Raw genomic sequence first — 25,099 nt, 5'->3', positions numbered from 1 at the left:
CGAGTGGGACTCACGTCTCACGGTCAGTCGATCGAAGTCTACGAATCCGAGCTTCCTCGGAGTAGTTCGAGCTCGAACCACAATTCGGCGCGGGTAGCAGGCGAGTTCAGCGAGACGCCCAGAAGATTCTCGATACGATCGAGACGACGTCTCAAGGTGTGTCGGTGAATTCCGAGGTCCTTGGCCGCGGGGTCGGTTTGACCGTTGTGAGTCAGCCATGAACGCAGGGTTCGACAGAGGCTTCCCTCCCGTCCCGTGCTTCCGGCGTCCTGCAATACCGAGAGATGGTTCTCCGCATAGGATCGCGCACGGTACCTGTCGAGGTACGAGGCGAGGCCCTCACCGCCGAGTTGAGCGAAGTGCAGTGCCCCCTCGTTGCGCTGTGCGGCCTCGTCCGCAGCCTGCCGGCTCTCGCGGCGGGCGCGGGCGAACTCGTCCCACCACGCGTTCTCCGAGATTCCCAGCCGGAGGTCGGAGACCGTGACGAGCCTCGAAACCGACTCTTCAACTGAGGCTTCGGAGACCACCACCAGCAGGTGGCCTTCGACCCGGCCGAAGATGGCTGCCCCGCTCGGTCCGGTGTCGAGGACCGCGATCGCGCTGTTCAACCCACTCTGCGAACCCACCGCCGTGATCACCTTGACCGGTTCGGAGGGAAACCCGCCCCACAGATCCTGGGAAATCTCCCGGGTCGCGGCCATCTGACCGGCGATCAGGAGTCGAAGGGCCGCGGCCCGAGCGCGAGCGAGTGCCCGCTGGGTCTCGTCGGTTCTGCGCACGAACAACGTCAGGAGGGAGGCTGCCACCGTCACGACCCCGTGGTCCAGCGATCCGACCACGCCCTCGCGTCCCGCAACAAGATACCCGAGCACTCTGCCGTCCACGGCCGCCAGGGGCTGAGAGATGATGTCCTCGCCACCCTCGGACGAGAACACCACTTCGCCCGGTCGCGCGATGCGTTGCGGTGCAGTGCGGTTCACCGCTCCACGCACAGTGCGGTGCGAGCTGTGCACGACGTGCCCTGCGGCGTCGAGCAGCGCGGCCCAGCCGCCGATGAGTTCCGCCGTGCGCCGCACCAGGGTCCTCGCACCGTCCGCGGCCAGCGTCGCATGAATCAGGCGACGCTGCTGCTGATGCGTGCGCTGCAACCGGGCGTGATCGTCGGACGAGAGTGCCTGCGATACAGCCTTTTCCAAGACAATGAACGGAACAGCGAGGGGTACTTCCACCAAGGGGAGCTGTTCGGCGCGGGCCGCCGCGACAAATGCGTCCGGGACGGTGTCGAAGCGCAGTCCGACGCCGAACCCCACGGCCGCGACACCTGCCGCAACCAGTCGCCGCACCCGCTCCCCTATGGCCTCGGCGTCGGCGGGTAGCGACACCCCAGTGGTGAGTAGGAGTTCACCCCCGCTGAGGAAGGCCGTGGGATCTTCCAATTCGGAGACGTGTGCCCAGCTCAGCTCACGTTCGAGATGCTCCTCGCCGGCCCGAACGGTCAGGTTGAACGCTTGGGTGTCGCAGAGTTGGCGGACTGTGATCGGCATGCACCCAGTGTGCCATTCTGGCGCATCAGCGAAGCCGCTCTGCCCAGTTTGGCCACTATTCGTTGGCGGCCCTCGACGCAACACTTGCTGAAGACATCGACCGGAGATGCGTGAAAGCCGAACCCACTGGTTCGGCCGTCATCGTCGGGTTCCTCAACGCCTATGGGAGAATTCATGACCGACTTCACATATCGACTCGCCCAGAAGAGGCATCTCGTCACCACGCTTCCCGGCCCGCGTTCCGCCGAGATCGCGGCCCGGCGCACGAACTTCGTCGCTGCAGGTGTCGGTTCCTCGGTGCCCGTCTACGCAGTCGACGCGGACGGTGGAGTCGTCGTCGACGCGGACGGCAACTCCCTGATCGATCTCGGCGCCGGAATCGCCGTGACCAGCGTCGGCGCATCGAACCCCGCCGTAGCGGCCGCAGTGGCGGAGCAGGCGCAACGCTTCACCCACACCTGTTTCATGGTGACCCCCTACGAGGGGTACGTCCGGGTCGCCGAGGAACTCGCCGCACTGACCCCGGGAGACCACGAGAAGCGTTCGGTGCTGTTCAACTCCGGTGCGGAGGCTGTCGAGAACGCAATCAAGATCGCTCGACTCGCAACCGGCCGGACAGCGGTGGTCGCGTTCGACCACGCTTATCACGGCAGAACCAACCTCACGATGGCACTGACGGCGAAGTCGATGCCGTACAAGGCGCACTTCGGTCCGTTCGCGCCCGAGGTCTACCGCATGCCCGCGTCCTACCCTTACCGCGACGAGTCCGGCCTCACGGGCGAGCAGGCAGCGAGCCGGGCGATCACGCAGATCGAGAAGCAGATCGGTGCCGACTCGGTGGCCGCGATAATCTACGAGCCCATCCAGGGTGAGGGCGGCTTCATCGTGCCTGCACCGGGATTCCTTCCCACCCTGGTCGCCTGGGCGAAGGAGAACGGCGTCCTCTTCATCGCAGACGAGGTGCAGACCGGCTTCGCGCGGACCGGCGCATGGTTCGCGAGCGAGCACGAAGGCGTGGTTCCCGACCTCATCACCCTGGCAAAGGGGATCGCGGGCGGCATGCCGCTGGCGGCGGTCACCGGCCGCGCCGACCTCATGGACTCGGTACACGCCGGAGGGCTCGGCGGAACCTATGGAGGAAACCCGGTGGCCTGCGCGGCTGCGCTCGCCACGATCGACACGATGCGCGAGTGGGACCTACCGGCCCGCGCGCGCCAGATCGAGAATTCCGTCAAACCGCGCCTCGAAGCTTTCGCGAAAGAGATCGGTGTCATCGGAGAGGTACGCGGTCGTGGCGCCATGCTGGCCATCGAGATCGTCCGGCCCGGCACCACCGAACCCGACCCGGAACTGACCAAAGCGGTTGCCGCCGAGGCCTTGTCACAGGGAGTCATCATTCTCACCTGCGGTACGTACGGGAACGTCATCCGCCTGCTGCCACCCCTGGTCATCGGCGACGACCTACTCGACGAGGCCCTCACCGTCCTCGAAGACGCAGTCCGCGCGCACGCGCGTCGCTGATCCCACGCGCGGCCAACGATCACCTCGAAACCTGAAGGAATACACATGACCGACACCCAGACCCTTCTGGCCTCACTTCCGACCGACCTGTGGATCGGTGGCGAGCAGGTGCCGGCCACCGGCGGCAAGACGTTCCCGGTCCGCAATCCCGCAACCGGCGAGGTACTGATCGAGGTGGCCGACGCGACGCCGGAGGACGGCGTACGGGCGCTCGACGCCGCCGCGGAGGCGCAGGCCCGATGGGCATCGATGCCGGCTCGCGAGCGTTCCGACATACTTCGCCGGGCCTGGGAATTGGTCATCCAGCGCCGGGACGACTTCGCGTTGCTGATGACTCTCGAGATGGGTAAGCCTCTCACCGAGAGCTACGGAGAGGTGACGTACGGCGGTGAATTCCTGCGCTGGTTCTCCGAGGAAGCTGTGCGGATCAACGGCCGTTACACGCAGTCACCGTCGGGCAACGGCCGGATTCTGGTCACGAAGGAACCGGTCGGCCCCACGCTGGCGATCACGCCGTGGAACTTTCCTCTTGCGATGGGCACCCGGAAGATCGCACCGGCATTCGCGGCCGGGTGCACGATGGTGGTGAAGCCCGCCGCCGAAACACCGCTGACGATGCTCCTGCTCGGCGAGGTCTTCCGGCAGGCGGGCCTTCCGGCGGGCGTGCTCTCGATCCTGCCGACCTCGAGTTCGTCCAAGCTCACCGCTCCGCTGTTCGACGATCATCGACTTCGGAAGGTCACTTTCACCGGCTCCACCGGCGTGGGAAAGATCCTGCTGCAGCAGTCCGCGACACGTGTGTTGCGGACGTCGATGGAATTGGGTGGCAACGCGCCGTTCGTCGTGTTCGCCGATGCCGACATCGACGAGGCCGTCGAGGGCGCGATGGCTGCGAAGATGCGCAACACCGGTGAGGCGTGCACAGCCGCCAACCGGATCCACGTCGACAACGTGGTACGCGCCGAGTTCATCGAGAAGCTGACCGCTGGTATGAAAGCACTGAAAGTAGGGCCCGGGGACCTCGACGGCACACAGGTGGGACCGCTGATCACCGAGAAGCAGCGGTCGAGTGTTGCAGAGTTGGTGACGGACGCCGTGGACAAGGGCGCTGTCGTCACGACCGGTGGCTGCTACGCCGCCGGCGAGGGCTATTTCTACGAGCCGACGGTGTTGGCTGATGTGCCGGCCGACGCGCGGATTCTGAAGGAAGAGGTCTTCGGGCCGGTCGCAGCCATCATCGGGTTCGACGGCGAGGACGAAGGCGTCGCCGCGGCCAACGACACCGAATTCGGTCTGGCTGCGTACATCTACACCGAAAACCTCGACCGAGCGTTGAGGGTGTCCAGCGCACTCGAGTCCGGGATGGTCGGCGTCAACCGGGGCATCATCTCCGATGTCGCGGCACCGTTCGGCGGGGTGAAGGAATCCGGGCTCGGCCGTGAGAGCGGCAGCGAAGGTATCGAGGAATACCTCGAGATCAAGTACATCGCGCTCCGATAGCCGGGCAACCCACAACGTCACACGTACCGGCACTTCGATGATGAGGACACGACGATGACTATCCAGACCGAGACCACGGTCGACTATTCACCCACGGCGTCAGGACGTCCACAGGTCACGTTCGAGCACACCGCCGCCGGCATGGCGGCGGCGGTGGGGTGGCCCGGGACGGAACCCCTGCTGGTCGATGTCTGCGCGATGTTCGAAAGCTTCGGTCTCCGCACCGCAGCGCATCGCCAGGTTTCCACCGACGGCGCCGAGGTCACCGGATCGGTGCACGAGTTTTCTTTCGCGGGATCGTCCTTCTCCACCCCGGTGCTGAATCACATCGCGGCGGCGTTCGAGGCAGGTTCGGCCGGCCGGTGGAGAATCGATCAGTACGCCCGTCTCGTCGCGACGGCGGGAATCGACTGGCGCGAGGCCGTGCTCGTCCGTGCGATGTGCCGCTTTCTCCGGCAAACTCAACTCGGATTCTCCGAGACCTATCTTGTCGACTCGCTGGCGAGTAATCCCGATTTCGTCCGTGCCCTGGTCACGCTCTTCCAGGCACGGCTCGACCCTGCTCGGACCGGCGACCCCGAGAGGGCGAATGCCGCGCTGACCGACCTGGTCGACAGCGCGACCACCCTCGACGAGGACAGGATCCGACGAGCCCTCCAGGCGTTCGTCCTGGCCGTGGTACGCACCAACTGGTTCCAGCGCGACGCGCAGGGACAGCCGAAGCCCTACCTCTCCTTCAAGATCGATTCCGGACGGTTGGCAACGCGAGGGCGAGTAGTTCCCTTTCGTGAAATCTTCGTTCACTCCGACGAAGTGGAAGGGATCCACGTCCGAAGCGGCGCTGTAGCACGCGGTGGTCTGCGCTGGTCGAACCGTAGCGAGGATTTCCGGACCGAAGTACTGGGTCTGATGAAGACTCAGTCGGTCAAGAACGCTCCTATCGTCCCGATGGGAGCCAAGGGGGCCTTCGTCGTTCGTTCGGCCGACACTCCGGCGCGGGCGGGATACGCGACCTTCATCCGCGGGCTCCTCGATATCACCGACAACATCATCGATGGGGCCGTCGTCCATCCGGCCGACACTCTGTGCCTCGACGGCGAGGACGCATACCTCGTCGTCGCCGCGGACAAGGGCACCGCCACCTTCTCGGATCTGGCGAACAGCATTGCGGCGGAGTACAACTTCTGGCTGGGCGACGCGTTTGCGTCGGGCGGCTCGGCTGGATACGACCACAAGGCCATGGGCATCACCGCGCGCGGAGCGTGGCTCTCCGTCGAAAGGCACTTCGCGGAGGCAGGCCACGATATCGAAACCGACGAGTTCTCGGTGGTGGGCATCGGCGACATGTCCGGCGACGTGTTCGGCAACGGGATGCTGCTGTCGCGGAACATCAGGCTCGTCGGTGCGTTCGACCACCGGCACATCTTCCTCGATCCCGACCCCGATGCCGCCGTGTCGTACCGCGAGCGCGAGCGCCTCTTCGGACTGCCGACGTCGTCCTGGACGGACTACGACCGCGAGAAGATCTCGACCGGTGGAGGTGTGTGGTCTCGATCGGCGAAATCGATCACCCTGTCACCACAGGTGCGGGTGCGCCTCGGCATCGAGTCCTCATCGCTCGACCCCGACGAACTGATCCAGGCGTTGCTGCGCGCACCGGTCGACCTGCTCTGGAACGGCGGCATCGGCACCTACGTCAGGGCCGCGAGCGAGACCGACGTCGACGCTCAGGATCCGGCCAACGATCGCGTACGAGTGTCGGTAGGGGAACTCCGGTGCGCGGTGATAGGCGAAGGCGGCAACCTCGGGTTGACGCAGCAGGCCAGAATCGACTACGCGGGGGATGGCGGGCGCATCAACGCAGACTTCATCGACAACGCGGCGGGAGTCGCCACCTCGGATTTCGAGGTGAACATCAAGATCGCGCTCGACGCAGCAGTGCGAGCGGGCACCCTCTCGCCGGAACGACGGGCGCCCCTGCTGGCGCGGGTCGCCGACGACGTCGCCTCGCGGGTACTCGACGACAGCGCGAGCCGGATTCTGGCCATCAGCCTCGCCTCCGCACAAGCCCGCCATCTCCTCGACAGGCACGTCCGGTTGATCGGCAACCTCGAAAAGGTAGGCGGAATCAATCCACGGACCGAGGGACTGCCCTCGCCCGCGGAATTGAAGCGCCGCGCGAGCTCCGGGCACGGACTCACACGACCGGAGATCGCGATTCTCCTTGCGCAGTCGAAGAATTTGGTCTCACAGGAACTGCTCGCCTCCACCGTGCCGGACGACGAAGTATTCGCGGCGCGCCTCACCAAGTATTTTCCGGACGCCATCACCGAGAACGTTGCCGCTCAGATCGCGGCCCATCCCTTGCGACGGGAGATCATTGCGACGTCGATCGCCGACGAGCTGATCAACCGCGTGGGCCCGGGAGCCATCTTCTGGCTACAGGAGCGCTTCGGAATCACCACTCCGGAGGTCGCTTCGGCATACGCTGCCGTGAGCGCGATCTACGAGCTGGATGCGCTGTGGGAGCGAGCACTCGAGGGTCCGGGCACCGGCATCGAACGACCGGAGTCACTACTCGACACCAGCTGGTTGATCGAACACGCCGTCTCGTGGTTGTTACGCCGACGACGCGGAATCGTGGTGCCGGAGAGGGAGATAGACCGATTTGCGGATTCCGTCCGCAAGCTCGTCGAACTCCCCCGGGGCGAACGTTCGCTCGATGCAGATCTTCCCGGTGCACTCCAGTTCGCGGACACCGCGGACTTACTGGGGATCTCGGTGGAGCGGGTGGCCGAGGTGCATCACGAACTCGGGCAGCGACTCGGCATCGGCTGGGTGGTCGACGCGTTGTCGGATCGCACGGGTTCCACCCACTGGGATGTGCTGGCCGCGTCGGCGGTGCACGACGACCTGTCCGACCTGCATCATGCGCTGACAGTCCGGGTGCTTCGTGACGACGGCACGGCGACGGGCGACGCAGTCGCTGCGTGGTGCGAGGCCCATTCGCGCGATCTGCATCGCTTCGAACTCGTCGTGGATGCGGTTCGTGGGGACGGCGAGGTCGACCTGGCGAAGACCTGCGCAGTCACAGCCGCGCTGCGCGCTCTCGACAACTGAACGAGTTCGGCCGGCGGATCCGCGACACGCGGTTCCGCCGGCCGCTCTGCATCCCCACGATCCAGGAGCCGATCATGACGTCCTCTTGCCTGCCGGGCTCACCCTCCCGCCACATCCTCGATCGTCTTCGCGCAGTCGGCGTCGGCAGCGGCGACACCGTCCTCGTTCACGTCGAGGACGAACGGGACCGCAGAATCCTCGTGGACGCAGTCGGATTCGCGGACGCTGCTGCGGCAGTGCCCACGACACCGCTCGAGGACAGGTTCGTGGATCGCATCTGTACAGCGGTGAACGCGGATGTGATCCTCACCGACCGCCCTCTGGAGTGCTCACGTTTCGTGGAACAGATCGTGGTGGAACGCCGGTCCGATCGACTGAACACCAGGTGCCTCGACACACGTGACGACCAGAATTCTTCGCACGGACATCCGCTGTCATCGAACGGTTCCGGCCGACATTGGATACTGCGGACCCTCCGAGATTGCGAAGCCTGGGCCTGGTTGCACGTCCCGATCACCTGGCATGCGATTCCAGGGTCCCTGGAGGACGCCCCCGACGAACAATGGAAGTGGAAAAGTGAAATCGAGTAACAACATCGATGCCTGGACGGACGAATCGAGGAGCGGGGGGCAAAGCCAGGAATTGCCCTACACCGTGGCACGATCCTGGTTTCTGATCTCCGGAGCATCCGACCTCCCGCAGTCGAGGGGATCCGGCGCCGACGCCGATATCCTCGACCTGGAGGACGCCGTACCTCCCGGCAAGAAGCACGCCGCACGCACCCAGGTCGTGAACGCGCTTCACCATCGACGCGCGTGGGTCCGTATCAACGACGTCACCAGCGATTTCTGGAAGGACGACGTCGCGGAACTCCGCGAGTCACCAGGCCTTCTCGGCGTCATGCTCGCCAAGACGGACTCGGCGATCGATGTCGACAAGATTGCGGAAGGACTTCGTGCCACCACACCGGTCATTGCCTTCATCGAATCCGCCGCCGGTCTCGAGGCTGCAGGAGCGATCGCCACACACCCGCGGGTGGGTCGGCTGGCCTTCGGAAGCGGCGACTTCCGCATGGACGTCGGAGCCGGCGTCGACCGTAGCGCCCTGACCTACGCGCGTTCTCGGCTGGTCGTGGTGAGTCGTGCGGCGGGGTTGCCCGCCCCGATAGACGGGCCGACAGTGCCCGAAGATCAGATCCTCGCCGTCGACGAAACCGAGTATGCAGCCGGTCTGGGAATGACCGGCCGCATGTGCTTACACGCGTCACATGCCGGCACGATCAACACGGCCCTCAGTCCGACCAGCCGGGAGATCTCGGACGCGAAAGAATTGATCGCCCTCCTCGGACCCGATGGAGCCAACGCACGAAAGGGAAGCGATCTGCCTCGGCTCGCCAGGGCTCATCAAGTTCTCAACCGGGCGAGGACATTCGGAATGAATGTCGCTGCACCCGTCCCGCACTGAACCACTTCGTGGTGCGCCGGAGTCGATGGTGCGCCGGAGTCGATGGTGCGCCGGAGTCGATGGTGCGCAGGGGAAGAGCTCGCCGAGTAGTCGATCTCGCTGACAGGCCGACGGAACAGTCGGCCTGTCAGCGGGTGTCACGGAGCGGGCCGTCTCGGGTAATCGCACACGATGAGGGAGAGCAGCAGCTCGGCGCGCACATACGCCGAGGCCAATGAGCATTCGAGAATGCGCTCGATTCGAGCGATTCGGGTGCGGAGAGTATGGCGATGAATACCCAGGACCGCAGCCGCGGATTCGTTGTGACCATTCGCTTCGAGGAGAGCCCGAAGTGTCGGCAGTAGAGCTGTACGGTTGACGCGGTCATAGTCGTCCACACGCCCGAGTGTCGACTCGCCCAACACCCGTAGTACCTCACGACACGGCGACGACACCAAGACCTGGCCGCCCGCGATCTCCCCGAAATCCAACACAGCAGCTCCCTCCGACGCGGCGGCCGCGGCAACGTGTGCCTGCCGCGAGGCATTCGCCACCTCAGCGACCGGCTGCGCTGCGCTCAGCCCGACACGCAACCGTGAGCGAATCGCGGGAGGCAGGCCGACGAGCAACTCTCTGCACCCTTCGGCGTCGGTGTCACCGCTGAGTAGCACCGTGATCCGGGAGGCAATCTCGTAGAGGAAAAGTGGCCGCCCGGAACCCTCGAGTTCGTGAGTAAGGACGGTTCTCACGGCCGCGACATCGACTGCCGGAACGCCACAGGCGTGAACACCGAGAACGCGAACCGAACCATCGATACCTGCAGCTTCCGCGAAGTACACATGCGGCGCCTCTGCATCGGTGGTCATGGTTGGATATCCGATCACCAATGCACCTGCTCCCCGCTGAACGTCACCGGCATCCATCCAGTTCGCCGGCCATGAGCCGGTACAGCAGGACCGTCAACAGGTCCGCGCCCGCGCAGATGTCGCTGTCGTCAGTGAATTCTCCCTCGTTGTGGGAGATTCCGTCGACGCTGGGAACGAAGAGCATCACGGACGGCGCAACGTCCTTCATATTGACCGAGTCGTGGCCGGCGACGGTCATCATGCATTGATGACTCAATCCGAGGTTGGTGGCAGTATCGCGTGCCAAGTCGACTCCGGCACGCTGAAACGGTGCGACGCCCCAGGCGTGGGTCTGGATCTGTTCGATGCTTACCCTTGCACGTTCCGCGATGCCGGGAATCATCTCGGCCAGTTCCTTCGCCGCGACGTCGAGCAATTCCTCATCGGGTGATCGCAGGTCCATGTGCATCCGGACCTCGCGCGCGATGACAACCGGGGAGTTGGGTTCGACCGTCATCTCGCTCACCGACGTGTGCAGGGGCGTGCTGCCGTGACGGTCCGCGAGTTCGCGAGCGGCAACCACCAGTAACGATGCACCGAGCAACGCGTCCTGCCGGTCCGCCATGATCGTCGACCCGGTGTGGGACTGCGCTCCGCGCACGACGAGTTCGTACTTGCGTGCCGCCCAGGTCGCTTCGACCAGACCGATGGTGGTGCCGGTGTTCTCGAGGCTGCGTCCCTGTTCGATGTGAATTTCGGCGTACGCTGCCACATCGGGTCCGTCGTACGTGCCGATGCAGCCGATGTCAGCCAATGCTTCTTCGACCGTCGTTCCGGAATGATCTGTCGTTGCCAGAGCCGTTTCGACGGCCAGCTTTCCGGTGAACACCGAGCTACCCATCATGCTGGGTTTGAACCGGCAGCCTTCCTCATTGAACCAGTTCACCACTGCCACGTTGTATTTGGGCTGCGAATCCGATTGGCTCCAACGATTCACTGCCCGATCGACGGCGTGCGCCGACGCGAGCACTCCGTACGCCCCGTCGTAGCGTCCACCGAGTGGCTGACTGTCGAGATGCGAGCCGCTCAGAACGTACGGCGCGCCGGGCGTCAACGTCGACAAAGCGAATTGATTGCCGATCCTGTCATAGCGCACGTCGAACCCGCGTTCAGTCAGCCACGTGTGTAGCCAGGCCCGCTGCTCCCCGTCCTGCGTTGTCGCTGCTAGTCGATCGACCCCACCTGCGGGCGTCGCGCCGAAGCGTGACAGCGTGTGGAAGTCGGCGAGGAGCACGGCGTCTTCGGTCTTCACGAAATCAGTAGTCATGATGGGGGCCTTTCCTTTGCGGTGCGGTCCGGACAGGTTCTCGATGCGGTAGTCGGGTGTGGCCGGCGTCAACCGGTCAGTCGGTCGGACCGGCGTGGGTCTCATGGATATGCTCCGCAATCGCAAATGAACAATAGGGCGCCTGCTGTGTGATCCATGCAACACCGCCTCAGGCCCGCGGGAAATCGCAAACCGCAACCGAAACACTCACAATCCTTGTGAGTTTGCCCAAGTGTGTGATGCCGGGGCCGCGGGAGAGTGGGCCGCGGGAGAGTGGGCATACTGCGACGACTGATCGTCCGTGGCTCGCAGCTGACCCAGATGCTGTGATCTGCGCGGGTGGGTTCCGCGTTATTCTGAAGTGACCGGCTCGAGTGGGAGCGCTTGGTGTGCGGGGTGAGGCCCCACCGGTTCGCAGGGGCCTTGCGTCGCGCGCCGTGAGTGGATGTCGGTGGACTGGCAGCACCGGTAGCGGACCTCGGAGCCGAGGATTGAGGCCGTCGATGGCCGAGTTCGATCCACTCGCGACCCAGCGGGACGCGATCGTGGGGATCACCGCGGAGCTGGACGCGGCGGGGTTCGAGGACGCGCAGGAGATCGGGCGCGGCGGGTTCGGCGTCGTCTACCGATGTCGACAGCCGGAGTTGGATCGCACGGTGGCGATCAAGGTGCTCACCGCCGACCTCGACCCGGAGAACCTGGAACGGTTCCTGCGTGAGCAGCGGGCGATGGGTCAGCTGTCGGGCCATCCGCACATCGTCAACATTCTGCAGGTCGGCGCCACCGGCTCCGGCCGGCCCTACATCGTGATGCAGTGCCACCTGCACGGCTCCCTCGACTCGCGGGTGCGGCGGTACGGGCCGCTCGAGTGGGGCGAGGCGCTTTCTGTGGGCGTCAAGCTGGCCGGGGCACTGGAGACCGCGCACCGGATCGGCACCCTGCATCGGGACGTCAAGCCGGCGAACATCCTGCTCACCGCGTACGGGGAGCCGCAGCTGACCGACTTCGGGATCGCCCGGGTCGCCGGCGGCTTCGAGACCACCACCGGCACCGTCACCGGCTCGCCCGCGTTCACCGCCCCCGAGATCCTGGGGGGCCACAAACCGACCCCCGCCTCCGACGTCTACAGCCTGGGCGCCACCTTGTTCTGTGCGATCACCGGACATGCCGCGTTCGAACGCCGAAGCGGTGAGCAGGTCGTGGCCCAATTCCTGCGGATCACCACACAGCCGGTGCCGGACCTGCGCGACCGCGGCATCCCCGACCTGGTGTCCGCCGCCATCTCCCGCGCCATGGCCGGACACCCCGCCGACCGGCCCGCAACCGCCATCGAGTTCGGGGAAAAGCTGCGCGAAGCGCAGCGGCGGAACGGCCTGAGCGTCGACGAGATGGCCCTGCCCACCATGCCGGAAGACGAGCAGCCGGGCGAGCACGCCCGCGGCACGCGGTGGACTGTGTCCGGCCCGACCAACCCACGCACGACGGGCGTCAGCAGGCGTCCGACCGCGATGACCCCACCGACCCCCGCGACCAAGTATCGGCCGCCGATTCCGGCCAAGGCACTGGTCGCTCGCGCCCGGCTGATCGAGGCGCTGCGCGCGGGCCAATGGCGCCGGCTCACCGTCATCCACGCGCCCACGGGCTACGGCAAGTCCACCCTCGCCGCCCAATGGTGCGAGGCACTCGCCGCCGACGGCGTGGCGGTCGCGTGGCTGACCGTCGACCGCGACGACGACAACGTCGTCTGGTTCCTCGCGCACCTGATCGAGGCGATCCGGCGGGTACGCCCCCAGCTGGCACGGGAGCTGGGCGCTGCGCTCGAGGAACACGGCGACCAGGCCGAACGATACGTGCTGACCGCGCTGATCAACGAGATCCACGAAACGAGCGAACGTGTCGCGGTCGTGATCGACGACTGGCACCGGGTCACGAATCCCGCGACCATCGCCGCGTTGGAGTTCCTACTCGACAACGGATGCCACCACCTGCAGCTCATCGTCACCAGCCGGACGCAGGCGGGACTGCCGTTGAGCCGGATGCGGGTCCGCGACGAACTCGTCGAAATCGACTCGGCCGCTCTGCGTTTCAGCACCACCGAGTCCCACTCGTTCCTGGTCGGCCTCGGCGGGCTGGACCTGGAGACCGAGGACGTCGCCGACCTTACCGCCTCCACCGACGGATGGGTCCGGCGCTGCAGTTGGTATCGCTGTCGTTGCGCGGTGCCGACGACCCCGCGCAGCTGATCGGCCACCTCTCCGGACGCCACCACGCCATCGGCGAGTTCCTCGCCGAGAACGTCCTCAGCACCCTCGAACCCCGGATCCTCGACTTCCTCCTCGCCACCTCGGTCACTGAACGGATCTGCGCCCCGCTCGCCTGCACCCTGACCGAGGTCGACGGAGGACAAGCCCTGCTGGAGGAGATCGAGGAGCGAGATCTGTTTCTGTGCCGGCTCGACGAGGACCGCGAATGGTTCCGCTACCACCACCTGTTCGCACAGTTCCTGCAGCGCAGGCTCGAACGCGACCATCCCGGCAGGTTGGAAGTGCTCCACCGCGCCGCCTCAGGGTGGTTCGCCGACCATCACCTCGTGGGCGAGGCCGTCGACCACGCCCTCGCCGCCGGCGACGGGCGGCGCGCGGTCGAACTCGTCGAACGCGACGGCATGCACCTCATCGAACACTCTCAATTCATCGCCCTACTTGCCCTCGTCGACAAGCTACCGCCGACCATCGTGGCGTCCAGCCCCCGACTTCAACTCACCATCGCATGGGCAAACATTCGGTTGCATCGCGCCGGACCAACGCAACGAGCATTGGCCCGTATCGACAACGCCTTCGAGCGAAGCGCTCTCACCGACACCGCAATCGCCGAACTGCGGGTCGAGATCGACCTGGTAAAGGCCACGATGCGGCTCCGCGCGGATCGGATCGAGGGCATCGACGAACTCGTTTCGGAGGCACTGTCCCGGCCCGACACCTTGACACCTTGGCTCGTGTCCAACGCGGCCAACATCGCTACCTTCGCCGCGCTCTACCGATTCGACTTCGAAGAAGTCCGCCGATTGCAGGACTGGGCCCTCGGCTACCACGAGGCCAACGACGCTCCGTACAACATGATGCACGGACACTGTTACCGCGGGATCGCGGCCAGCGAACAGCTCGACCTCACCGCTGCCGAGGACAGTTTCCGCAGAGCCCTTCACGTCGCGAGGCGGTCTGGCGGGATCCATTCACATGCGGCACGTCTCGCCTGTGCACTTCTCGGCGAGCTGCTGTACGAGCGCGGTGAGATAGTCGAGGCCGAACGGCTGTTGGACGAGAGCTACCAGCTCGGATCCGAAGGCGGCGGAGTCGATTTCAAACTTGCCCGCTACGTGATCGGGGCCCGGATCAAAGCACTGCGTGGTGATCGAGGAGAAGCCGGCCGGCGTCTGGCCGAGTGCGCTTTGGCCGCCGAAACACTATCTCTGCCAAGGCTGCGGGCAAAGCTCGAGAACGAGCGGGTCAGGCTGGGACTCCCCGTCGCACCCGGCATCGAGGCGCGGACACCCGTCGAGTATGCCGCGCGCCAACGCCCGGTCGACGGCATCGAGGAGATCACCGCGCAACTCGAGGAGGCCACCGCCATCAGACTGCTGCTCGACGAGGACTCCCCGGAGCATGTTGACCTTGCCTGCGAGTGGGTCACCGAATGGGTGGCTCGGCTCGAGGGACGCGGCCGGGACCGGGCACTGCTGCAGGCCAAACGACTACTGGTGGCATGCCTGGCAACCGCGGAACGCACCGATGAGGCCAAGAGCCTGCTCGCGTCGATCGCCGCGCAGTGCGCCGAACAAGGCATGGTTCGCTACCCGCTCGACGGTGGACCGCAGGTCGTGCCCCTCCTGCGTGCGCTCCGCGACGATCAGCTCGCCGGACGGTGGCCTCCGGACTGGCCGACCGTGCCGCGCCCCTTCATCGACAGCATGTTGGAGGCCGCCGTCCTGTACACGAGGTGAACCCTGTGCCTGACCCCGGGTTCACCTCGGTGGTTCTTTCACGGTCTAATTGTCTTCTCTCCCATATAGAGCACGTCGGCGACGGCTTCGCCGGCCCGGAGACGGGCAAGAGTTTCGGGTTCGGCAGCATCGGACGCGAGAGCCAGATCGACGACATCTGCCGCACCGTCCGGAGTCAGGACCAGGACACCGTTGTCGTCGGCGATGACAATATCACCAGGGTTGACCGAAACACCGCCAACCGTGACCGGTACGTTGATCGCGCTGTTGTCGCCGTCATGCCTCTTGGTGGTGAGAATCGAAGTGCCGCGGGCAAATACCGGCAGACCACCCTGTCGCAGTTCGACGATGTCGGTCACCACTCCGTCGACGACGATTCCGACCGCGCCGGCGGACAGTGCCGCGCAGGAGGTGACAGCTCCAACCGAAGCGTGAACCGCGTCGCCTCCCATGTCGACGATCAGCACGTCGCCCGGTGTCAGGGCATTCAATGCGTGATTCATCGCCACCGCATCCGCATCGGCAATGCGCACCGTCAGTGCGCGGCCCACCACACGCACATCGGAGAGAAGAGAACGGAGGGCCGGATCCACGAACCCCTCTTCGAGGTAGTGCCCGATGGTCGGAAAGCTGACCCGGTGAAGCTTGGCCAGCAGCGCCGACGAGGTGGGCAGCATCTGCTGCGGAGTGGACGATTGAGCTCGAGTCATGATGTTCCTTCCGGGATCGAGTTCTCGGCGAGGACGGCCACGCACTCGATCTCGAGGGCGATACCGAAGATATTGACGCACACCGTGGTTCGGGCGGGCAGGTCGCTCCCGAAGAACTCCGAATAGACCGCGTTGTATGGCTCCAACTGCCCCGGGTCGGTGAGGTAGGTGTTCACCTTGACCACGTTCTGCAGGGAAGATCCGGCCTCGCGCAGCGTCGCCTCCAGATTTGCCAGAGTCTGACGCACCTTCTCGTCGAAGGCGTCCGGCTGATCGCCGAGGTTCGAGATGACGGGGAGCTGACCCGAGGTGAACACGAACCCGTTGGCCACCACTGCGTGAGAGAACGGTCCGACCGGACGCACGTCGCCGGACACTACGCCGATGCGCCGCATCAGACCCGGACCCGCTCAGGATCCGCCTCCGGGAGAGAGTTCTCGGCCGGCGCTTCGTCGGCCGAGTCGAGGCTGTTTCGCAGAGTTTCCGTCAGCAGCAGCAGAGCAACGATAGAGACTGCCGCCGATCCGATCATGTACCAGGCCACGGAGGACCCTGAGCCCGTGGCACTCAGCAGCGCCGTCGTGATGGCGGGGGTCGCGGCACTCCCCAGCAGTCCGGAGAGCATGTAGGCGATGGACAGACCCGAGTACCGGACCCGGGGCCCGAACAGCTCGGCCAAGAATGTGGCGATGGGGCCGTAGTTGGCCGAAAAGGCGGTCATCATCATGATATAGGCGAAGATCACCATCGGGACGGACTTGGTATCCATCATCCAGAACATGGGGAAGGCGACGAGAGCCTCGGCGACAATGCCGCCGATGATCACGGGTTTGCGCCCGATGCGGTCGGACAGTGCGCCGAACGCCGGAATCATGAACAGCCCTGTGGCGCAGGCAATCAGAACCGCCAGCAGCATGGTGTCGCTGGAGAAGCCGAGCTGCTGCTTGCCGTAGGTGAGTCCGAAGGCCACCATGATGTTGAACGCGGTGCCGGTGGACAAGGTGGCAATACCGCCCAGCAGAACCTGCTTCCAGTACTTGCGCATGAGAACCACGAAGGGAATCTTGGCTTTCGCACCGGCTTCCTTGACCGCTTGGAACGACGGTGTCTCCTCCAGCGTCAAGCGGATGTAGAGGCCGACGGCCACCAGGAGAGCGCTCGCCAGGAACGGAATACGCCAACCCCAGGTAAGGAGAAATTCCTCCGGCGTGTTTGCGGCGATGATCAGGAAGACCAGATTGGCGATCAAAGTTCCGCCGGGAACCCCGACCTGGACCAATGAGCCGTAGAATCCACGTTTCGTCTTGGGCGAGTGTTCGACCACCATCAGTACCGCGCCGCCCCATTCGCCGCCGAGCGCGAGGCCCTGAATGACGCGAAGAGTCAACAGCAGGATCGGGGCCATGACGCCGATCGCCGAGTAGGTGGGTAGGAGTCCGATCGAGAAGGTTGCCGCGCCCATGGTGATCAGGGAGATCAGCAACATGGACTTGCGGCCCAACTTGTCGCCGAAGTGGCCGAACAGCGCGGCGCCGACGATCCGCGCGACGTACGCGGCGGCAAACGTGCCGAAGGCCAACATGGTTCCGACGAGCGCGTCGAAGCTCGGGAAGAAGATCTTGTTGAAGACCAGGGCCGAGGCCGTGGCAAAGACAAAGAGGTCGTACCACTCGACGGTTGTGCCGATAACACTGGCCGTGGCGATCTTGCGCATCTTGCTCTTGATACCTTGCGACGCCTGGCCGCCGACTGCAGATTGAGCCATGGGTTCTCCAAAGAACGGCTGGGAAAGAGTGTTACGGGTAGCTGACCACTCCCGATGGCATCAACTATCCGCTGTGACAGGAGACACATTCAATAGGGAAACACACACTGTTTACACCTCCCCGATGGGCAGATTCCCACCTCCCGGTCCAGGACCTGCCGCCCAACCGGTCAGCGCGCTACGTGACCCGGCCGTCGCGGATACTCGTAGACGATGAGGGCGAGCAGCATCGTGATCCGGGAGCCGTTCTCGTAGAGAACGACTGGCCGCCTGGCACCCTCGAGTTCCCGGGTGAGAAGCGATGTGACGATCGCGACATCTGCTGGAAACATCCGAGTACGCGTGCGGAGTAGGGGCACCGGTGGGCACAGTCGGGATATCGATCACCGGTGCGTCTGCTGCCGACCCGCAAGAAGCTGCACCTGGTGCCGAACGGCGAACCATCCCGCGACCAGTGCCGGGATGACGACGACAACCGACGCGACCGTATACGTCCCGACCGGATAGTCGAGCGCCATGAGAATCAGGACCACCGCGACGAACACCAGCGTCGCGTACGACGAGTACGGGGCGAACGGCATTCTGAACGCCGGGCGTTCCGCCACTCCCCGAGTGGCCCAACGGTGCAACTTCATCTGGCACAGCACGATCACCGCCCACGTCGTCAGTGTGCCGAGCGAGGACACGTTGATCGCGATCTCGAATGCGTGGTCGGGGACGACGTAGTTCAGTCCCACCCCGATCAGCGTCACCACCGCGGTGAGGAGGATTCCGCCGTAGGGCACGCCGGAGCCGCTCATGCGCGCGGTGAATCGTGGTGCCGTCCCGCTCATCGCCATCGACCGGAGGACTCTGCCCGTCGAGTACAGACCGGCATTCAGGCTGGACAGCGCCGCGGTCAGCACCACGAAGTTCATGACGTTGCCGGCGCCGGGTATGCCCAGCTGGGTGAAGAACGTGACGAACGGGCTCTGCGTCGGACTGTAGTCGGTGTACGGCAGCAGCAGGACGAGCAGCAGGACGGCACCGACGTAGAACACCATGATGCGGACGATCACACTGTTGATCGCACGGGGCATGATCTTGGCGGGATTCGGTGTCTCTCCAGCCGCGATGCCGACCAGTTCGATGCCGGAGTAGGCGAACGTGACGCCGACGATCACGATGACCAGGGGAAGCATGCCGTGTGGGAGCCACCCACCGTTGTCCGAGATGAGCGTGAAGCCGGTCGCGTGACCGTCGACGGGAAAGCGGAGTGCAACGACGATCCCGCCGATCACCAGGAATGAGACGAGCGCAACGACTTTGATGATCGCGAACCAGAACTCGAGTTCCCCGAAGACCTTGACGGACAATAGGTTGACGAACAGCACGATCGCCAATGCGCCCAACGCGAGGACCCACTGCGGAACCGACGTGAAGAAGTGCCAATAGTGGACGTAGATCGCGGCGGCAGTGACGTCGACGATCGAGGTGATCGCCCACAGCATCCAGTACATCCACCCGGCGACGAACGCCATCTTCTCGCCGTAGAACTCCCGTGCATACGACACGAAGGATCCGGACGTCGGCCGATGGAGCACCAGCTCACCCATCGCGCGGAGCATCAGAAAGGCGAAGAAACCGGTGACCGCGTACACGACCACCAGGGCAGGTCCGGCTGATGCGAGGCGGCCGCCGGCTCCGAGGAACAGTCCCGTTCCGATCGCGCCGCCGATCGCGATCATCCGGATCTGCCGGGTCTTGAGGTCCTTCTTGTAGTCCTCGTCCCCCTCATGGGCGATGCGTGTCGAGGAGTCCGACGGAATGTGTACCGCAGGCGATTCGGGTGAATGGCTCGTACTCACAGTGCTCTCCTAGTCCAGTCGAACAGGTTTGATCGAGTCGAAAAGGTCGCCGGGGCCGGGATTCGACGGCGGCGTGGCGCCACCGAACTGATTCATGACACCCCACACCGCGTTGAGGCCGGTGGTGACGGCGCCTTCCGCCCATCCACCGGTGAACGAGATGTCGTCACCGGCGAGATAGATCCCCTTGTGCCCGGGTTCGAAGTCCGACTGTTCGAAGTGTGTGAACAACCGCTCCTGGTAGCGGTAGTGCCCGGGCAGGTTGTCGCTGAAGGCACCCATGAAATGGGGATCCGCCTCCCACGAGACGGTGACAGGCTCGCCGATGATATGTGAGGCGATGTCGACACCGGGGTAGATCTGGGCGAGTGAGTGGAGCATCATCTTCACGCGCTCGTCGGCGTCGAGTGGCATCCACTTGAGGGAGTCGTCGTTCCAGGTGTACGACAGGCAGATCAACGCCGGCTTGTCCGGTCCGTCATCGAGCAGGTACGTGCCGCGGGTGATGCGGTCGGTCAGGGTCGTGCTCATGACGTCGCGTCCCGTCTCGGGATCGACGTCCTTCCAGAACGGGCGATCCACCATCACGAACGTCTTCGAGGCCTGCATGTAGTGGCTGCGTTCGATTGCCATCCAGAGCTTTTGGCTGAACAACTCTTCACTGCAATCGATGCGGGCCGACAGGAGCCACGACTGACAGGTGACGACGGCCGCGTCGTACGACTCGTCGTTTCCCCACCGATCCGTGATCGCGATCCGGCCGGGATCTCCGCTCGGTGTACGGTCTCGCCTGATCCGCTGTACCCCGGACCGGGGCGAGCCGTTGTGGAGGGACGCAAGAGTTGTTCCGTCCGGCCAATGGACAAGGTCCTCGGGAGCGTGGTTCCACAGCCCGTGCGGCACCTGATCGGCGCCGCCCAGGATGCGCTGCTGGTGCGCATCCGCGTCGACGTAGACGACGCGCAGAACCTCGAGCATCGAGTCCGGGAAGTTGGTGTCCCATCCGCCGGTGCCGAAACCGACCTGGCCGAATGCCTCTCGGTATTCGAAGGGCAGCGCGGAGAAAGCTTTCGACGATTCCAGGTATCCGTAGAAGGACATTCCGTCGAATGCAGGCACCAGCTCGTTCCAGATGCGTTTGATCTTCTTCAGGTCGCGGTCTCGGATTGCGGTCTGCATCTCGGTGAATGCGGCTCGCTCCTCGAGGCAGTCGCTCCATGCCGTGGAGACGTCGTGGAAGAACTCGGGCAGCTCGTCCGGGGTGTGGGCGTAGTGCGCCTTGCCGCCCAACTCGACGACCGTGCTCGAGCTCGCGTCGGTCAGCGGGTTGGGGAACGGTGCGGTGTTCAACCCGAGCAGATCGACATAGTGGAAGAACGTCTGTCCAGACACCGGGAACCGCATCCCGCCGAGATCGGCTACCGGTCCCCCGGCGGTCCCGAATCTTTTGCCTCGCATCCGCCCGCCGATCTCCGCGGACTCGTAGATCACCGGATGCAGGCCCATCTTCATGAGCTCGTACGCTGCGATGAGTCCGGCCATGCCGGCGCCGACGACGGCAACCTTGCGACCGTACGCGTCGCTCGGCACGGCGCCGATCCCGGCGGGATGACGAACGTACTCGTCGTAGGGAAACGGGAAATCGGGGATCAGCATCGTGATCGGGGCAGGGGAAGACACGCTACTCCTTCAGGGTGGTCGGTTCGGAAGACGTTTCTGGTCAGTACAAGTCGAGCCGGCGCGAGTGCAGGTACGGATTGTCGGCTCTGGCGCCGCGAATCGCTTCGCTCGTGAGGTCGGCGAAGATCAGCTTCGGATCGTTCTCGGCCTCCGCCGCGAAGGATCCGTCCGGGGCGACGATGCAACTGCGGCCGGCGAAGCCGGTGCCGCACTGATTGGCGTACGCGATCGCCACCGTGTTCTCGAGTGCGCGCGCCGGCACGAGCAGACGTGGCACGGCGGCGGAATCGAACGCGGAAGACACGCGGGTGGGAACCGCCGTGGGCACGAGCACCAGTTCGGCCCCTCCGACGGCGAGAGCGCGAACATACTCCGGGAACTCGACGTCGTAGCAGATCCCCAGCGCGACTGTGAGATCACCGAAACGAACGATGGGCGACAGTTCCGTGCCCGCGGTGAAGAACTGCGCCTCCTCCGTGCCGAAGAGGTGTGACTTCCGGTAGTGGAGCATCGGTGTGCCGTCACCACCGAACAGGGTGGCGGTGATATACCGTCCGGAATCGGACTGTTCGACGGTAGAGGCGACGGGGCGATGCCACTACGCTCGGCCAGCTTCGAGACCGCCTGGCGCACAGGCGCACCGTCGAGGTGGTGAATCCTTTCCGGCGCATAGCCCGTGGGAAACAGTTCGGGGGTGACGAGGATGTCCGCACCACCGTCCGCCGCATCCGAGGCCGCGGCGGCGAGGGTGTCGAGATTCGCGTCGATGTGCCCGACCACGGACGTTGCTTGAAGGACGGCAATACGCACTGGGAAACTCCGGAATTGTTTTGGGAACTTTGCGAATTCAAGTCTGCTGGTGAAGTGCGCCACCTCCAATGACAGCGGTCAACGAAAACGAGAGGCAGAAATGGGCGAAAGCACATCGATTCGGGAAGGTTCCTGGTGCTCGTCCGATCCGCTGTACACAATGGGTTCGGATGGTCCACGATTGTCACCCGGAGCAAGTGCCTCCTCACGACTTCGCCGCGACGCCGGACCCGACCACGTGGATCTCCGAACGGGCGCCGAGGGCTCGCGACCGGTCCGGCGGCGCATTTGTGCGTTAGTACAGTAGGAACGGAGAACGGTGGCGATGACCAACCGACAAGAGACTCAGCGGTGGCACGGTCTGGTGTCGCGGCAGAGCGAGAACCTGGGCACGTTGGTCGAACAGTTCATGAAGCGACTGCTCGATGCCGGCGAGTACCGCGATGCCGGGCTCCGCGAGGCCGAACTCCGCGCCACCAGCAGTGACGTGTTCGCACTGATGCTTCGCGCTCTCGTCGATCCCACACAGGTCGGAGCGGTCGAGCGACTGGCCTCCCGCCTCGGGAGGCGCAGAGCGCGCGACGGCATCCCTCTCGATTCGATGCTCACGGCCATCCGGCTCGATTTCCCGATTCTGTGGTCGGGACTGCTGTCCACGGCCGGCCGGAGTGAAGCGCACGTGCTCGCCGCGCACGCCGAGGAGGTGTGGAACGTCGTCGACACCTTCGCCCGCTTCGCTCTGGCCGCGTACCTGGCGGAACAGGACCAGTTGACCCGCGAACGCCAAGACCTCCAGCGGCAGCAGATCAGCCTCCTGTTCGACGCCGTCGGCCAGTTCGAGGTCAACCATGTGCAGATCGCCCGCGCTCTCGGCGTCTCGGTGTCGTCCTACTACCGTGTCGTGGCAGTGCCCAGCGAGTCGGCGGTGACGCTGCGGCACAATATCGACAAGGCGCACTTCACCGAACGGGTCTTCACGCACGAGCAGGGGCGCCACCTCATCGCGTTCTGGCAGATTCCCGCCACCTCACCGATGGTGGTGACGACCCGTGAACTGGCGCTACTCGACAAGGTTCGAGCGGCGGTGGCGCCGATCGCCCGCGCGATCGCGGACATCCCCCTGGCAGCGCTGGCCGCGAGCAGAATGGTCGATCAGCTCGGGCCGGACGAGGAACGCGTCACCGATCTGAAGGCCTCGTGGCCGATGCTGGCGAAGACGTATATCGCCGAGATCGGTTGCGATCTAGGGCAATACGTTCTGGTCCCTCTACGCGAGGCGACCGAGCGGGAGAACGAGCGGCTGCTGGAGACAATGGCGGCCTATCTGCACACCGGCAGCCTGCTGGGAACGGCCTCGACCATCTACTGCCATCGGAACACCGTGCTGAACCGGCTTCACCGAATCGAGGAGCTGACCGGGCTCGACATCACGAAACCGGCCGACGCGGCGCTCGCCATGGTCGCGCTCGCGGCGCAGCAGAGCTGAATCAACCGCGCCGGCTGGGCCGGCGCGGTTGATTCGGATTCCGATTACGCGGTCTCGTCGAGTTCTCCGACGGCGAGGCGGCCGACCACCTCGGTCAACAGGTCCACACCGGCGCACACATCGTCGTCGGTCGTGAATTCGTGCTCGTTGTGCGAGATTCCGTCGACGCTCGGCACGAACAACATCACCGTCGGAACAACATCCTTCATGTTCACCGAATCGTGCCCGGCGACAGTCATGATCTGCCGATATGTCAGACCCAGGTCTTCCGCGGCGGCCATCGAGAGCTTCACACCCTCGGGCTGGTAGCCCGCCACTCCCCAGGAATGCGCGGTGGCTTTCTCGATGCGCACCTGAGCGCGGGATTCGATCTCGGCGAACCGGGCCATCAGTCGCTCGTTGGCGAGATCGACGACCGATTCGTTCGGCGATCGCAGGTCGAGGTGCATCCGCACTTCCCGGGCGATGACGACCGGGGAGTTGGGCTCGATGGTCATCTGGCTGACGGAGGTGTGCAGCGGCGCGGCCGCGAAATCCTCCGCCAGCTCGCGCGCCGCCACCACCAGCAGGGAGGCACCGAGGAGCGCGTCCTGCCGATCGGGCATCGTCGCCGACCCGGTATGGGACTGATCGCCGTGGACCACCAGTTCGTACTTCTGCGCCGCCCACGTGGAGTCGACCACGCCGATGGTGATTCCGTCGTTCTCGAGATTTCGGCCCTGCTCGATGTGGATCTCGGCGTATGCGGCGGCCTGCGGTCCGGCACCCGATCCCAGGCAGCCGACACTGGACAGTGCCTCCGCGACCGAGACTCCGTCGCGATCGGTGGTCGACAACGCCTGCTCCACATCGAGTTTGCCGGTGAAGACGGAACTGCCCATCATGCTCGGCTTGAACCGGCAGCCTTCCTCGTTGAACCAGTTGACCACCGCGAGGTTGTACTTCGGCGCGATGTTGCCCTCCCGCCACTTCTGCGCGACGCGCTGAGCGGCGTGCGCAGAGGCGAGCACCCCGTACGCGCCGTCGTAGCGGCCACCGAGCGGCTGACTGTCGAGATGCGAGCCCGTCAGAACATAGGGGGCACCGGGATGGATTTCCAGCAGGCCGAACTGGTTGCCTGCACGATCGTATTCGACACGAAAGCCTCGGGCGACGAGCCACTCGGCGAGCCAGGCCCGCTGGGCCCCGTCGGCATCGGTGGCGGCCTGCCGGTCGACGCCGCCACCCGGTGTCGCGCCGAACTGTGACAACTGCTCGAAGTCCGCGACCACGGAACGATCCAAATCGGTCTTGCTGGCGGTGGTCATGTGGATTCCTCCCGGGAGTGGATCTGCGTCCGCCGGCCCCGGCGTCCGGGTAGCGGAGTCGACATCGTGTGCGACTGCGGATGCATCAATACAAGCACGTCCAGGCATGATTTCGGGATGACGAACCTCAACCGGTTCGCGCAGGATCGTTGTGCATTCCCACAGGCATCCCCTGCGGCGGATTCGCTCGGGCG

The 25,099-nt window shown here is 64.9% G+C and carries 16 protein-coding genes and 3 pseudogenes; 7 read left to right on the top strand and 12 right to left on the bottom strand.

Annotated elements, in window-relative coordinates; all coding sequences use genetic code 11:
• Positions 1-38 precede the first annotated feature (38 nt).
• Complete coding sequence (locus tag ACFVJ3_RS02105) at positions 39-1,544, bottom strand: PucR family transcriptional regulator (RefSeq protein WP_378450470.1); 1,506 nt, start codon at positions 1,542-1,544, stop codon at positions 39-41.
• A gap of 174 nt (positions 1,545-1,718) precedes the next feature.
• On the opposite strand from ACFVJ3_RS02105, the gene gabT reads away from it, so the two are divergent.
• The 5 genes from gabT to ACFVJ3_RS02080 all read left to right on the top strand — a co-directional run bounded on the left by gabT (position 1,719) and on the right by ACFVJ3_RS02080 (position 9,149).
• Positions 1,719-3,065, top strand: coding sequence for a 4-aminobutyrate--2-oxoglutarate transaminase (gabT, locus tag ACFVJ3_RS02100; RefSeq protein WP_378450469.1), 1,347 nt, complete (start codon positions 1,719-1,721; stop codon positions 3,063-3,065).
• A gap of 45 nt (positions 3,066-3,110) precedes the next feature.
• Positions 3,111-4,565, top strand: coding sequence for an NAD-dependent succinate-semialdehyde dehydrogenase (locus ACFVJ3_RS02095; RefSeq protein ID WP_378450468.1), 1,455 nt, complete (start codon positions 3,111-3,113; stop codon positions 4,563-4,565).
• Between the two features lie 54 nt (positions 4,566-4,619).
• Positions 4,620-7,685: an NAD-glutamate dehydrogenase domain-containing protein gene (locus ACFVJ3_RS02090; RefSeq protein WP_378450467.1), complete on the top strand. Its 3,066-nt coding sequence runs from the start codon at positions 4,620-4,622 to the stop codon at positions 7,683-7,685.
• A 74-nt stretch (positions 7,686-7,759) separates the two neighbouring features.
• Positions 7,760-8,275 (top strand): hypothetical protein, encoded by a 516-nt coding sequence (locus ACFVJ3_RS02085; RefSeq protein WP_378450466.1) that lies wholly within the window; start codon positions 7,760-7,762, stop codon positions 8,273-8,275.
• A 64-nt stretch (positions 8,276-8,339) separates the two neighbouring features.
• Entirely contained in the window at positions 8,340-9,149 is an 810-nt protein-coding gene (locus tag ACFVJ3_RS02080) for an HpcH/HpaI aldolase/citrate lyase family protein (protein ID WP_378450465.1), read from the top strand.
• A 137-nt stretch (positions 9,150-9,286) separates the two neighbouring features.
• Here ACFVJ3_RS02080 and ACFVJ3_RS02075 read toward each other — a convergent pair whose 3' ends face one another.
• Together ACFVJ3_RS02075 and ACFVJ3_RS02070 are read right to left on the bottom strand one after the other, a co-directional pair.
• Positions 9,287-9,994, bottom strand: coding sequence for a PucR family transcriptional regulator (locus tag ACFVJ3_RS02075; protein WP_378450464.1), 708 nt, complete (start codon positions 9,992-9,994; stop codon positions 9,287-9,289).
• Positions 9,995-10,037: 43 nt separating this feature from the next.
• Positions 10,038-11,300 carry a M20 family metallo-hydrolase gene (locus ACFVJ3_RS02070; RefSeq protein WP_378450463.1) on the bottom strand — a complete coding sequence of 421 codons (1,263 nt, stop codon included), beginning with the start codon at positions 11,298-11,300 and terminating at the stop codon, positions 10,038-10,040.
• A 503-nt stretch (positions 11,301-11,803) separates the two neighbouring features.
• Between ACFVJ3_RS02070 and ACFVJ3_RS02065 the strand changes: the two are divergent.
• A pseudogene (locus ACFVJ3_RS02065) lies at positions 11,804-15,300 on the top strand (protein kinase).
• A gap of 38 nt (positions 15,301-15,338) precedes the next feature.
• Here ACFVJ3_RS02065 and ACFVJ3_RS02060 read toward each other — a convergent pair.
• The 8 genes and pseudogenes from ACFVJ3_RS02060 to ACFVJ3_RS02025 form a co-directional block, all read right to left on the bottom strand.
• Positions 15,339-15,893 carry an RraA family protein gene (locus ACFVJ3_RS02060; protein ID WP_378450462.1) on the bottom strand — a complete coding sequence of 185 codons (555 nt, stop codon included), beginning with the start codon at positions 15,891-15,893 and terminating at the stop codon, positions 15,339-15,341.
• A gap of 113 nt (positions 15,894-16,006) precedes the next feature.
• Entirely contained in the window at positions 16,007-16,387 is a 381-nt protein-coding gene (locus tag ACFVJ3_RS02055) for a RidA family protein (RefSeq protein ID WP_378450461.1), read from the bottom strand.
• Positions 16,388-16,404: 17 nt separating this feature from the next.
• Entirely contained in the window at positions 16,405-17,775 is a 1,371-nt protein-coding gene (locus tag ACFVJ3_RS02050) for an MFS transporter (protein WP_378450460.1), read from the bottom strand.
• 170 nt (positions 17,776-17,945) lie between these two features.
• Positions 17,946-18,107 carry a hypothetical protein gene (locus ACFVJ3_RS02045; protein ID WP_378450459.1) on the bottom strand — a complete coding sequence of 54 codons (162 nt, stop codon included), beginning with the start codon at positions 18,105-18,107 and terminating at the stop codon, positions 17,946-17,948.
• Positions 18,108-18,158: 51 nt separating this feature from the next.
• Positions 18,159-19,583: an amino acid permease gene (locus ACFVJ3_RS02040; protein ID WP_378450632.1), complete on the bottom strand. Its 1,425-nt coding sequence runs from the start codon at positions 19,581-19,583 to the stop codon at positions 18,159-18,161.
• 48 nt (positions 19,584-19,631) lie between these two features.
• The gene (locus tag ACFVJ3_RS02035) at positions 19,632-21,278 is read right to left on the bottom strand and encodes a flavin monoamine oxidase family protein (protein WP_378450631.1); all 1,647 of its coding nucleotides are present in this window, start codon (positions 21,276-21,278) and stop codon (positions 19,632-19,634) included.
• Positions 21,279-21,342: 64 nt separating this feature from the next.
• A pseudogene (locus tag ACFVJ3_RS02030) lies at positions 21,343-21,855 on the bottom strand (nitrilase-related carbon-nitrogen hydrolase); the annotation flags it as partial.
• 95 nt (positions 21,856-21,950) lie between these two features.
• A pseudogene (locus tag ACFVJ3_RS02025) lies at positions 21,951-22,082 on the bottom strand (hypothetical protein); the annotation flags it as partial.
• Positions 22,083-22,437: 355 nt separating this feature from the next.
• On the opposite strand from ACFVJ3_RS02025, the gene ACFVJ3_RS02020 reads away from it, so the two are divergent.
• Positions 22,438-23,598, top strand: a complete 1,161-nt coding sequence (locus ACFVJ3_RS02020; RefSeq protein WP_378450458.1) for a PucR family transcriptional regulator — start codon at positions 22,438-22,440, stop codon at positions 23,596-23,598.
• A gap of 44 nt (positions 23,599-23,642) precedes the next feature.
• On the opposite strand, the gene ACFVJ3_RS02015 is transcribed toward ACFVJ3_RS02020, so the two are convergent.
• Entirely contained in the window at positions 23,643-24,905 is a 1,263-nt protein-coding gene (locus tag ACFVJ3_RS02015; RefSeq protein ID WP_378450457.1) for a M20 family metallo-hydrolase, read from the bottom strand.
• Between the last annotated feature and the right edge of the window lie 194 nt (positions 24,906-25,099).

It is taken from the genome of Rhodococcus sp. NPDC127593 (genome assembly GCF_042671975.1).
Taxonomy (GTDB): domain Bacteria; phylum Actinomycetota; class Actinomycetes; order Mycobacteriales; family Mycobacteriaceae; genus Rhodococcus_F.
Note: the sequence above shows the minus strand (reverse complement) of the source record. Positions and strands in the feature narration are given on the sequence as shown.